The sequence below is a fragment of the Enterobacter sp. 4974935 genome (assembly GCF_058661735.1).
In genome coordinates this window covers 585924-598595 of sequence record NZ_JBZWGT010000003.1, presented here as the reverse complement: position 1 = coordinate 598595, position 12672 = coordinate 585924, and the positions used below count along the sequence as shown (strand labels likewise).

Genomic DNA, 12672 nt, shown 5'->3' with positions numbered 1-12672 from the left:
CACTATCAGTACAGCAGACGCGCGCGAATCGTCCCCGGAATGGCCTTCATGCTCTGCAATGCTTTCTCAGCAATGTCTTCATCCGCTTCAATATCAATCACCACATAACCCATCTGCGCGTTCGTTTGCAGATACTGCGCGGCAATGTTGACGCCCTGTTCGGCAAAGATCTGGTTGATAGCAGTCAGCACGCCCGGACGGTTTTCGTGAATGTGCAGCAGACGACGCCCGCCGTGTAGCGGCAGAGACACCTCCGGGAAGTTTACCGCAGAGAGCGTTGAACCGTTGTCGGAATATTTGCTCAGCTTGCCCGCCACTTCCAGGCCGATATTCTCCTGCGCTTCCTGAGTAGAACCGCCGATGTGCGGCGTCAGGATCACGTTGTCGAACTCGCACAGTGGAGAGGTGAACGGATCGCTGTTGGTGGCCGGTTCCGTCGGGAACACGTCAATCGCCGCACCCGCCAGATGCTTACGCTTCAGCGCATCGCACAGCGCAGGAATATCGACTACTGTACCGCGCGCGGCGTTGATCAGCAGTGAGCCCGGCTTCATCAGCGCCAGCTCTTCCGCTCCCATCATGTTTTTTGTGGACGCATTTTCCGGCACGTGCAGGCTGACCACGTCGCTCATGTTCAGCAGGTCAGAAAGATGCTGCACCTGCGTCGCGTTACCCAGCGGCAGTTTGTTTTCGATATCGTAGAAAAACACGTGCATGCCAAGGGATTCCGCCAGAATACCAAGCTGCGTACCGATGTGGCCGTAACCAATAATCCCGAGTTTTTTACCACGCGCTTCGTAGGAGCCCGCGGCCAGCTTATTCCACACGCCGCGGTGCGCTTTGGCGTTAGCTTCCGGAATACCGCGAAGGAGTAGCAGCAGCTCGCCAATCACCAGCTCCGCCACGGAACGGGTGTTGGAGAACGGGGCGTTAAAAACCGGGATACCGCGTTTTGCGGCGGCATTCAGATCAACCTGATTGGTACCGATACAGAAACAGCCAATCGCCACCAGCTTTTCCGCCGCAGCAATAACGTCTTCAGTCAGTTGGGTACGGGATCGCAGGCCAATGAAATGGGCATCACGGATGGACGCTTTCAGCTCTTCAGTATCCAGCGCGCCTTTGTGAAATTCGATGTTGGTGTAACCTGCAGCGCGAAGGCTATCGAGCGCTTTCTGGTGCACGCCTTCAACCAGCAGGAATTTAATCTTGTCTTTCTCCAGTGATACCTTTGCCATTTACCCGACCCTGTTTTTATCTGAACTGATGTTGTGCTGGATATAAATCCCGTGCAGCCAACATATCAAAAAAAACTATTGCAGCAATATGAACGTTTGCGTCGGCACTCTGAAGAAAAGTCATACAGAGCAAAATGACAGAGGAAAATGCTATGGAAATTTACAAACGCGGCAGGATCGGCAAAAGAGGCGGAAAAACGTGACACAAGTCACCGAATTTAGCTTTTCAAAATTTTTTAGCGGGGGGAGCGCTCCCCCCGTCAGATCATTTTACGATGGTTTTTACACCGTCAGCCGTGCCGATCAGCGCCACGTCCGCGCCACGGTTGGCAAATAACCCTACGGTAACGACGCCCGGAATGCCGTTGATCGCATTTTCCAGCGCAATGGCATCGAGGATCTCAAGGCCGTGAACGTCGAGGATCACGTTGCCGTTGTCGGTCACCACACCCTGACGGTATTCCGGACGACCACCCAGCTTCACCAGTTGACGTGCCACGGCACTGCGCGCCATCGGGATCACTTCGACCGGCAGCGGGAAACTCCCCAGAATGTCGACCTGCTTGGAGGCGTCCGCGATGCAGATGAACTTATCCGCCACGGAGGCAATGATTTTTTCGCGGGTCAGCGCCGCGCCACCGCCTTTGATCATCTGCATGTGGCCGTTGATTTCATCCGCGCCATCAACGTAAATGCCCAGACGGTCCACTTCGTTGAGGTCGAAAACAGTGATGCCGAGGCTTTTCAGCTTTTCCGTGGAAGCATCGGAGCTCGAAACCGCGCCCTCGATTTGCCCCTTCATCGTGCCCAGCGCATCGATAAAGTGCGCCGCCGTCGATCCCGTACCAACACCGACAATGGTACCCGGCTGTACGTACTGGAGAGCCGCCCATCCTACTGCTTTTTTCAGTTCATCCTGCGTCATGATCGTTTTGCCTGTGGTGTGAAAACTCAGGGCGCATTATAGAACACGTCGAATGGATTTCGTCTGCCACGAAGGGAAAATTGTGTCATAGTGCAGATTAAGCAAAATTAAGGAGTCAGCCAGAGCAATGAAACGTCCGGACTACAGAACACTACAGGCACTTGATGCAGTTATTCGTGAACGCGGTTTTGAGCGCGCGGCGCAAAAGCTGTGCATCACCCAGTCCGCCGTATCACAGCGTATCAAACAGCTTGAAAACATGTTCGGGCAGCCGCTGCTGGTGCGTACCGTACCGCCGCGTCCAACGGAGCAAGGACAAAAGCTCCTCGCCCTGCTACGTCAGGTTGAACTGCTGGAAGATGAGTGGCTGGGCGATGAACAGACCGGCTCCACGCCGCTGCTGCTGTCGCTGGCGGTGAACGCCGACAGTCTGGCAACCTGGCTGCTGCCGGCCCTTGCGCCGGTGCTGGCCGACTCCCCTATCCGCCTGAATCTCCAGGTTGAAGATGAAACCCGCACCCAGGAACGTCTGCGTCGCGGCGAAGTGGTTGGTGCCGTCAGTATTCAGCCTCAGGCGCTGCCAAGCTGTCTGGTGGATCAGTTGGGCGCGCTGGATTACCTCTTCGTCGGTTCAAAAGCCTTTGCCGAGCGCTATTTCCCGAACGGTGTGACCCGCGCCGCGCTGCTAAAAGCCCCTGCCGTCGCGTTCGACCATCTGGACGATATGCATCAGGCCTTCCTGCAGCAAAACTTCGATCTGCCGCCGGGCAGCGTGCCGTGTCATATCGTTAACTCGTCCGAAGCCTTTGTGCAGCTTGCACGTCAGGGAACCACCTGCTGCATGATCCCGCATCTGCAGATTGAGAAAGAGTTGAAAAGCGGTGAGCTGATTGATTTAACTCCGGGGCTGTATCAGCGCCGGATGTTGTACTGGCACCGTTTTGCGCCGGAAAGCCGCATGATGCGCAACGTCACCGACGCGCTGCTGGCGTTTGGGCATAAGGTGTTAAGACAGGATTGAAAAACAAGCCGGGTGGCGGCTTCGCCTTACCCGGCCTACGGGTTACTGAGCTGGCTTTTCAGTCGGCTCCAGCTGGAACACCACATCAACCTGATCGTCGAACTGAATGGTTGGCTGCTCGTAGGTTTCCTGAGCAGAAACCGGCGCGGCGTCCGCTTTCATCATCCGCACCATCGGGCTTGGCTGGTAGTTTGAGACGTGGTAACGCACGCTGTAAACCGGACCGAGCTTGCTCTTGAAGCCGGATGCCAGCTGCTGTGCCTGATGAATGGCATCATCAATCGCCGCTTTACGCGCTTCGTCTTTATACTTCTCCGGTTGCGCAACGCCCAGCGAGACGGAACGAATTTCGTTCAGCCCTGCCTTCAGCGCACCATCCAGCAATCCGTTGAGCTTATCAAGCTGGCGGACGGTCACTTCTACAGTACGCACGGCGCGATAGCCTTTCAGGATGCTTTTGCCGTTCTGGTAATCGTAATCCGGTTGAGTACGCAGGTTCGCAGAGCTGATGTCTTTTTTCGCGACACCGTTCTGTTCCAGGAAAGAGAGGTATTGCGCAACACGATCGTCTGCCTGTTTCTTGGCGGAAGCAGCATCTTTCGCCGCCACGTTCACTTCAATTGCCAGGGTTGCAACATCCGGTACCGCATCCACGCTTGCCGTACCTGAAGTGACAATGTGCGGGCCGTTTGGCAGTTCATTCGCCTGCACCGACACCGCACCTAAACTTACTAATGCCGCCAGGGCCATCACCTTAAACTTCACTGTCATTCCTCCATGTTGCGAAGAGTGCCCTGTTAACAGGGCTCATGCCAGCAAGCTTAGCGGGTCTTGTTCAGATGTCCATAAGACAACGCTTAGTTGAACAATCCCTGTACGTGATGAATGCCCTCTTTCGCCAGCTGGAAGGCAATAAACCACATCACCAGCCCCACCAGGGTATTGATAATGCGCTGCGCTTTGGCGGTACGCAGTCGTGGCGCCAGCCACGCCGCCAGGATCGCAAGACCAAAGAACCAGAGGAAGGAGGCGCTGACCGTACCGAGCGCAAACCAGCGTTTCGGCTCAACGTCCAGCTGTCCACCCAGGCTGCCGAGCACCACGAACGTATCAAGATAAACGTGCGGGTTAAGCCATGTCACGGCGAGCATGGTGACGATAATCTTCCAGCGCCCTTGCTTCATCACTTCGGCGCTCGCCAGCTCAAGATTGCTGCTCATGGCCGTTTTCAGGGCGCCAAACCCGTACCACAGCAGAAACGCTACGCCGCCCCAGGTAACCAGTGCCAGCAGCCACGGCGACTGCATCAACAGGGCGCTGCCGCCAAAAATCCCGGCGCAAATCAGCAGCAGATCGCTCACCGCGCACAGCAAGGCAATCATCAGATGGTACTGACGGCGAATGCCCTGATTCATCACGAACGCATTTTGTGGACCAAGGGGAAGGATCATGGCCGCACCTAACGCAAGCCCTTGAAAATAGTAAGATAACATAACGTAATTCTCGCAGAGTTGTCCTGGGGCAGACTATACTGCGGGAACGACATTAGAGGAAATGGATAATATTAATTGGGGATTAGCGAGGCTAATAAAAGAAAAGCCCGGTGTCGCTGATGCTTACCGGGCCTACGGAGACGTTACTCTGCTTCTTTGACTTTTTTGACGTTTACGTCCATCTGCGGGTACGGGAAGCTGATGCCGTTGGCATCGAAGTCACGCTTAATGCGCTCCAGCACATCCCAGTATACGTTTTGCAGATCGCTGCTTTTGCTCCAGATGCGCACCACAAAATTAATGGATGATGCGCCCAGTTCATTCAGACGAACGGTCTGCTCGCGGTCCTTCAGAATACGGTCATCTGAAGCAATGATGTTGGTAATCAGAGACTTCACCTGATCGATATCGGAATCGTACGCCACGCTGATGATCAGCTCGTTACGACGCACCGGCTCGCGGGAGAAGTTAATGATATTGCCGGCAATGATTTTCCCGTTCGGTACCACCACAATACGACCGTCGACAGTACGCAGAGTGGTAGAGAAAATCTGTACCTGCAACACGGTACCCGCGATCCCGCCTAAATCCACGTATTCACCGGAACGGAACGGACGGAAGGTTACCAGCAGTACGCCCGCCGCCAGGTTCGACAGCGAACCCTGTAATGCCAGACCAATGGCCAGACCGGCAGCACCGAGCACAGCGATGACGGATGCCGTCTGCACGCCGACACGCCCCAGCGCCGCAATCAGCGTAAAGGCGATGATGCCGTAACGCACAAGCGCGGAGAGGAAATCGGCGACCGTGGCGTCAATGTGACGTGCAACCATCACTCGATTGACCGCGTTCGATACGATACGCGCCACGATCATCCCGACAATGATGATGGCAATAGCGGCAACAATATTCACAGCGTAGCTCAGCAGTAGCGCCTGGTTGCGCACCAGCCAGTTACCCGCGTGATTGATGCTGTCTACAACATCAAGTTGTTCCATTTATTCTTCCTTTTGCTAAACCAAAACACAAAATCTATCCCTTAAGGGGACAGGCAGGTCAGTAAAGGGTAAACAAAAAGAGCGGGTAATGCCAAACAGATCACAAAATCAGGTATTGCAGGATATTGAAAAAGCATAAAAAAAGGCCCGCATTTGCGGGCCTTCTGATGTGCTGTCAGCAGTACAAATTACAGAACGTCAACCGCGTTCAGTTCTTTGAAAGCCTGCTCCAGACGAGTAATCATAGAAGTCTGGGCAGCGCGCAGCCATACGCGTGGATCGTAGTATTTCTTGTTCGGCTGGTCTTCGCCTTTCGGGTTGCCCAGCTGACCTTGCAGGTAAGCTTCGTTGGTTTTGTAGTATTGCAGGATACCGTCCCAGGTTGCCCACTGGGTGTCGGTATCGATGTTCATTTTCACTACGCCGTAGCTTACGGAATCTTTGATTTCCTGAGCAGAAGAACCGGAACCGCCGTGGAAGACGAAGTTCAGGCTGTTGTGCGGCAGGTTGTGTTTCTTAGACACATATTCCTGAGAATCACGCAGGATGGTCGGGGTCAGAACCACGTTACCTGGCTTGTACACGCCGTGCACGTTACCGAAGGATGCTGCGATGGTGAAGCGTGGGCTGATTTTGCTCAGCTCGGTGTAAGCGTAATCAACGTCTTCTGGCTGAGTGTACAGAGCAGAAGCGTCCATGTGGCTGTTGTCCACACCGTCTTCTTCACCGCCGGTGCAACCCAGTTCGATTTCCAGGGTCATGCCCATTTTGGACATACGCGCCAGGTACTTAGAGCAGATCTCGATGTTTTCTTCCAGAGACTCTTCGGACAGGTCGATCATGTGAGAAGAGAACAGTGGCTTACCGGTTGCTGCGAAGTGTTTTTCACCTGCGTCCAGCAGACCGTCGATCCATGGCAGCAGTTTTTTCGCGCAGTGGTCAGTGTGCAGGATAACCGGAACACCGTAGTGCTCAGCCATCTGGTGAACATGATGTGCGCCAGAGATAGCACCCAGGATAGCAGCGCCCTGAGGAACGTCAGTTTTCACGCCTTTACCTGCGATGAACGCAGCGCCGCCGTTAGAGAACTGAACGATAACCGGTGCTTTGACTTTTGCAGCGGTTTCCAGTACGGCGTTGATGGAGTCGGTACCTACGCAGTTAACTGCTGGCAGAGCGAAGTTGTTTTCTTTAGCTACCTGGAACACTTTCTGTACGTCATCACCAGTGATAACGCCAGGTTTTACGAAATCAAAAATTTTAGACATGTTGCTTAGTCCTGTATCTTCGGCCGTTAGAAAAGGTGCGAGCTCTGATAAGCGCGCTGAAAATTGGGCAGGTTTCCCTGCCCCTGAATGGCTTACTTCTTAGCGCGCTCTTCGAGCATTGCTACTGCTGGCAGGACTTTGCCTTCCACGAATTCGAGGAATGCGCCGCCACCAGTGGAGATGTAGGAGATCTTGTCAGCGATACCGAACAGGTCGATAGCTGCCAGGGTGTCACCACCGCCTGCGATAGAGAACGCTTCGCTGTCTGCGATAGCGTTAGCCACGATTTCAGTCCCTTTGCGGAAGTTCGGGAATTCGAACACGCCGACAGGACCGTTCCACAGGATAGTTTTTGCGTTTTTCAGGATTTCAGCCAGTTTCTGTGCAGAAACGTCGCCCAGGTCCAGAATCTGCTCTTCATCTTTGATGTCATTAACAGATTTAAGGGTTGCGGTAGCAGTTTCGGAGAACTCGGTCGCCACGCGAACGTCAGTTGGAACCGGGATATCACAGGTGCTCAGCAGGCGTTTGGCTTCGTCAACCAGATCCGCTTCGTAAAGGGATTTACCCACGTTGTGGCCTTGCGCAGCAACGAAGGTGTTCGCGATACCACCGCCAACGATCAGCTGGTCAGCGATTTTGGACAGGGAATCCAGAACGGTCAGTTTGGTAGAAACTTTAGAACCACCAACGATAGCGACCATCGGACGAGCAGGTTCTTTCAGTGCTTTACCCAGCGCTTCCAGTTCGTCAGCCAGCAGTGGACCTGCACAGGCGACGTCTGCGAATTTACCGATACCGTGGGTAGAAGCCTGCGCACGGTGAGCCGTACCGAATGCATCCATCACGAATACGTCGCACAGCGCAGCGTATTTTTTGGACAGGGTTTCGTCGTCTTTCTTTTCGCCTTTGTTGAAGCGAACGTTTTCCAGAACAACCAGCTCACCTTCGGCAACTTCCACGCCGTCCAGGTAATCTTTCACCAGGCGAACCGGGTTGGACAGTTTGTCTTTCAGGTAATTAACAACCGGCAGCAGAGAGAACTCTTCGTTGTACTCGCCTTCAGTTGGACGGCCCAGGTGGGAGGTGACCATCACTTTAGCGCCCTGCTTCAGAGCCAGTTCAATGGTTGGCAGAGATGCACGGATACGCGCGTCGCTGGTCACTTTGCCATCTTTAACCGGTACGTTCAGATCGGCACGGATGAAAACGCGTTTACCTGCCAGATCCAGATCGGTCATCTTAATTACAGACATGGTGAATCCTCTCGTTGATTCTTAAAGTTTTGCAAGCGCAAGGTGCGCTCTACCTGAAACCTTTTGCGGCCATGGCTAACGTGGTGTCGAGCATTCGGTTAGCAAAGCCCCATTCGTTATCACACCAGACCAGCGTCTTGATGAGGTGCGCACCACTGACTCGCGTCTGCGTGCCATCCACGATGGCGCTGTGCGGGTCGTGGTTAAAATCTACTGAGACCAACGGTAATTCCGTATAGTCAACTATACCATGAAATGCTCCCTGTGCCGCTTTTTGCAGCAACAGGTTGACTTCACAGGCTTTTACCGGCTTTTTCACCGTCACGCTAAGATCGATTGCGGTGACGTTTATCGTCGGGACGCGCACGGCAATCGCTTCGAAACGGTCGTTAAACTGCGGGAAAATACGCGTGATCCCGGCAGCCAGTTTCGTATCCACCGGAATGATGGACTGGCTCGCCGCGCGAGTGCGTCGTAAATCCGGATGGTAGGCGTCGATAACCTGCTGATCATGCATGGCGGAGTGAATCGTGGTCACGGTACCGGATTCAATGCCATACGCATCGTCTAACAGTTTAATGACCGGAATAATGCAGTTGGTGGTACAGGAGGCGTTGGAGACAATGCGGTGTTCAGCCTGCAGCTCGTGCTGGTTGACACCAAACACGACGGTGGCGTCGAGGTCGTGACTGCCGGGATGGGAGAACAGCACTTTTTTCGCGCCAGCATTCAGATGCGCTTCGCCATGTTCACGGTTACCGTACACGCCGGTACAGTCCAGCACCACATCCACACCCAGTTCGCGCCAGGGCAGCTCTTCAATACTGTTCTCATGCAGCACGCGGATGGCATCGTCACCGACGAACAGCTGTTCCCTTTCCTGGCGAACGTCCCAGGCAAAGCGACCGTGGCTGGTGTCATATTTCAACAAATGCGCCATGCCCGCAGCATCCGCCAGTTCATTGATTGCCACCACGGTGATTTCCGCACGACGCCCGGATTCATATAAAGCACGAACCACGTTGCGCCCGATGCGACCGAAGCCATTAATCGCTACGCGTACGGTCATAGATCTCCTGCAAAGCTATCCCTGAGTTTGAGGTGGCTGAAAGAGTAATCCAGCGACGCCCGAAGGGGAATCCTTGCTGTCACAAACTGCGATTGATTGGTCAATTGTCGAACATTTAATCGACTGAAACGCTTCAGCAAGAATAAGCGAATCGGGGAATAAAAGGAATCTCTGTCCAGATGAATAAGCGAGCTATATGACTTGCATCACATTTTCGGTGGAATAATTTACAGAGCAGTTACATGTCTGAGGAATCGTGCATACAAAAAAGCCGGGTGGCGCTAACGCTTACCCGGCCTACATTTTATGCCATTTGTAGGCCCGGTAAGCGTTAGCGCCACCGGGCAAAACGGCAATTACAGCAGTTCTTTCGCCTTAGCGACAACGTTCTCAACGGTGAAGCCAAACTCTTCAAACAGCTGTTCAGCCGGCGCAGACTCACCAAACGTGGTCATACCGACGATAGCGCCGTTCAGGCCAACGTATTTGAACCAGTAGTCAGCGATACCCGCTTCCACTGCCACGCGAGCGGAGACCGCTTTAGGCAGTACGGATTCGCGGTACGCGGCATCCTGCTTGTCGAACGCATCGGTAGACGGCATGGAAACCACGCGCGCTTTCACGCCTTCAGCAGTCAGTTTTTCCCATGCGGCAACGGCCAGTTCAACTTCAGAACCGGTCGCGATAAAGATCAGCTCAGGCTGGCCCGCGCAATCTTTCAGCACGTAACCACCGCGGGCGATGTTTGCCAGCTGCTCTGGGGTACGTTCCTGCTGCGCCAGGTTCTGACGGGAGAGGATCAGCGCAGTCGGGCCGTCCTGACGCTCAACGCCGTATTTCCACGCCACCGCAGATTCAACCTGGTCACATGGACGCCATGTGCTCATGTTCGGGGTCACGCGCAGGGAAGCCACCTGCTCTACCGGCTGGTGAGTTGGACCATCTTCGCCCAGACCGATGGAGTCGTGGGTGTAGACCATCACCTGACGCTGTTTCATCAGCGCGGCCATACGCACGGCGTTACGTGCATACTCTACGAACATCAGGAAGGTAGAGGTGTACGGCAGGAAACCACCGTGCAGAGCGATACCGTTGGCAATCGCAGTCATACCGAATTCACGTACACCATAATGGATGTAGTTACCGGCAGTGTCTTCGTTGATTGGCTTAGAGCCAGACCACAGGGTCAGGTTAGATGGCGCCAGGTCAGCGGAGCCGCCGAGGAATTCTGGAAGCAGAGGACCAAACGCTTCGATCGCATTCTGAGACGCTTTACGGCTGGCGATTTTAGACGGGTTCGCCTGCAAATTCGCAATGAACTCGTTCGCTTTCGCGTCGAAGTCAGACGGCATGTCGCCTTTCATACGACGGGTGAATTCAGCCGCTTCCTGTGGGAAGGCTTTCGCGTAAGCCGCGAACTTCTCGTTCCAGGCCGCTTCTTTCGCCTGGCCCACTTCTTTCGCATCCCACTGCGCGTAGATTTCAGATGGGATTTCGAAGGCAGGGTGTTTCCAGCCAAGCGCTTCACGGGTCAGTGCGATTTCCGCGTCGCCCAGTGGTGCGCCGTGGGAGTCGTGAGTGCCCGCTTTGTTCGGAGAACCGAAGCCGATGATGGTTTTGCACATCAGCAGGGACGGTTTGTCGGTCACGGCGCGCGCTTCTTCTACGGCACGTTTAATCGAGTCAGCATCGTGGCCATCAACGCCGCGCACAACGTGCCAGCCGTAGGCTTCGAAACGTGCGGCGGTGTCGTCAGTGAACCAGCCTTCAACGTGACCGTCGATGGAGATGCCGTTGTCGTCGTAGAACGCAACCAGTTTACCCAGCTTCAGGGTGCCTGCCAGGGAGCACACTTCGTGAGAAATGCCTTCCATCATGCAGCCGTCGCCCAGGAACGCATAGGTGAAGTGGTCAACGATGTCGTGGCCAGGACGGTTGAACTGTGCCGCCAGGGTCTTCTCAGCAATCGCCATACCCACGGCATTCGCAATGCCCTGACCCAGCGGACCGGTAGTGGTTTCAACGCCAGCGGTGTAGCCCACTTCCGGGTGACCTGGAGTTTTGGAGTGCAGCTGACGGAAGTTTTTCAGCTCTTCGATTGGCAGATCGTAGCCAGTGAGGTGCAGCAGGCTGTAGATCAGCATAGAGCCATGGCCGTTAGACAGCACGAAACGGTCGCGGTCTGCCCATGCCGGGTTCTGCGGGTTGTGGTTAAGGAAATCACGCCACAGGACTTCGGCGATGTCAGCCATGCCCATAGGGGCGCCCGGGTGGCCGGATTTGGCTTTCTGTACTGCGTCCATGCTCAGCGCACGAATAGCATTAGCAAGCTCTTTACGTGAGGACATTTTAACTCCAGATCGGACTGTTAAAGGCCATGCCCTTGACGACAGCGCGTTTTGGGCTACGCCGGAAAAAAGTGCCAACAATGTAACCCAAGCCGCAGGGCATGTACATGGACCATTCTTTTGCAGCTTAAGAAATCTCTGGATCATGCTCGCATGTTGCGCAATCTACTCGCCCGCCCCTGTAGATATTCCTTATACTTAGCCCGACACCGGCTTCGTTGACGGTGCATTTTTCGGAATTAATTCAGATTAACGAGTACGGAAGCAACATCATGAAAATGCGTGCAATTGGGCTGGCTGTGGGAACAACGCTCCTGCTAAGCGGCTGTCAGAATATGGATTCTAACGGCCTGATGACCTCAGGCGCAGAAGCTTTTCAGGCCTACTCATTGAGCGATGCGCAGGTGAAAGCGCTGAGCGACGAGGCCTGTAAGGATATGGATGGAAAAGCTACGCTTGCCCCGGCAAACAGCACCTACACGCAGCGTCTGAACAAGATTGCTTCCGCGCTGGGCGACAACATTAACGGTCAGCCGGTGAACTACAAGGTGTATATGGCGAAAGACGTCAACGCCTTCGCGATGGCTAACGGCTGTATCCGCGTTTACAGCGGCCTGATGGACATGATGACCGACAACGAAGTGGAAGCGGTGATCGGCCATGAAATGGGTCACGTTGCTCTCGGTCACGTAAAGAAAGGGATGCAGGTTGCGCTGGGCACCAATGCCGTGCGTGCTGCGGCGGCCTCTGCGGGCGGCATTGTCGGCAGCCTGTCCCAGTCGCAGCTGGGCGACGTGGGTGAGAAACTGGTTAACTCCCAGTTCTCCCAGCGTCAGGAGTCGGAAGCGGATGACTACTCTTACGATCTGTTGCGCAAACGCGGCATCAATCCATCGGGTTTAGCCACCAGCTTCGAAAAACTGGCGAAACTGGAGGAAGGCCGTCAAAGCTCCATGTTTGACGATCACCCGGCCTCCGTTGAACGCGCGCAGCATATCCGTGACCGCATGGCGGCAGACGGAATTAAATAAAACTTCGGCCCGGTGCGCGCCGCGC

At 54.6% G+C, this 12672-nt stretch carries 11 protein-coding genes; 2 read left to right on the top strand and 9 right to left on the bottom strand.

What is annotated here, in order from left to right; all coding sequences use genetic code 11:
- Positions 1-5 precede the first annotated feature (5 nt).
- Together serA and rpiA are read right to left on the bottom strand one after the other, a co-directional pair.
- Positions 6-1238, bottom strand: a complete 1233-nt coding sequence (gene serA / locus AC4OVS_RS04050) for a phosphoglycerate dehydrogenase (protein WP_022649321.1) — start codon at positions 1236-1238, stop codon at positions 6-8.
- 265 nt (positions 1239-1503) lie between these two features.
- Complete coding sequence (rpiA, locus tag AC4OVS_RS04045) at positions 1504-2163, bottom strand: ribose-5-phosphate isomerase RpiA (protein ID WP_022649322.1); 660 nt, start codon at positions 2161-2163, stop codon at positions 1504-1506.
- A 127-nt stretch (positions 2164-2290) separates the two neighbouring features.
- Here rpiA and argP point away from each other — a divergent pair, with 127 nt between their 5' ends.
- A complete protein-coding gene (gene argP / locus AC4OVS_RS04040) occupies positions 2291-3184 on the top strand; it encodes a DNA-binding transcriptional regulator ArgP (RefSeq protein WP_003860089.1) in 894 nt (297 codons plus the stop codon).
- Positions 3185-3226: 42 nt separating this feature from the next.
- On the opposite strand, the gene AC4OVS_RS04035 is transcribed toward argP, so the two are convergent.
- The 7 genes from AC4OVS_RS04035 to tkt form a co-directional block, all read right to left on the bottom strand.
- Positions 3227-3949, bottom strand: a complete 723-nt coding sequence (locus tag AC4OVS_RS04035; RefSeq protein ID WP_022649323.1) for an oxidative stress defense protein — start codon at positions 3947-3949, stop codon at positions 3227-3229.
- Positions 3950-4041: 92 nt separating this feature from the next.
- Complete coding sequence (gene argO, locus AC4OVS_RS04030) at positions 4042-4677, bottom strand: arginine exporter ArgO (protein WP_003860085.1); 636 nt, start codon at positions 4675-4677, stop codon at positions 4042-4044.
- A 143-nt stretch (positions 4678-4820) separates the two neighbouring features.
- The gene (locus AC4OVS_RS04025; RefSeq protein ID WP_022649325.1) at positions 4821-5675 is read right to left on the bottom strand and encodes a small-conductance mechanosensitive channel MscS; all 855 of its coding nucleotides are present in this window, start codon (positions 5673-5675) and stop codon (positions 4821-4823) included.
- Positions 5676-5863: 188 nt separating this feature from the next.
- Entirely contained in the window at positions 5864-6943 is a 1080-nt protein-coding gene (gene fbaA, locus AC4OVS_RS04020; protein ID WP_017692704.1) for a class II fructose-bisphosphate aldolase, read from the bottom strand.
- 92 nt (positions 6944-7035) lie between these two features.
- Entirely contained in the window at positions 7036-8199 is a 1164-nt protein-coding gene (gene pgk, locus AC4OVS_RS04015) for a phosphoglycerate kinase (RefSeq protein WP_023298554.1), read from the bottom strand.
- Positions 8200-8248: 49 nt separating this feature from the next.
- Positions 8249-9268: an erythrose-4-phosphate dehydrogenase gene (gene epd / locus AC4OVS_RS04010; RefSeq protein WP_022649326.1), complete on the bottom strand. Its 1020-nt coding sequence runs from the start codon at positions 9266-9268 to the stop codon at positions 8249-8251.
- A gap of 356 nt (positions 9269-9624) precedes the next feature.
- Positions 9625-11616 carry a transketolase gene (tkt, locus tag AC4OVS_RS04005; RefSeq protein ID WP_491922193.1) on the bottom strand — a complete coding sequence of 664 codons (1992 nt, stop codon included), beginning with the start codon at positions 11614-11616 and terminating at the stop codon, positions 9625-9627.
- A gap of 272 nt (positions 11617-11888) precedes the next feature.
- Between tkt and loiP the strand changes: the two genes are divergently transcribed.
- Entirely contained in the window at positions 11889-12647 is a 759-nt protein-coding gene (gene loiP, locus AC4OVS_RS04000) for a metalloprotease LoiP (protein WP_003860073.1), read from the top strand.
- Positions 12648-12672 lie beyond the last annotated feature (25 nt).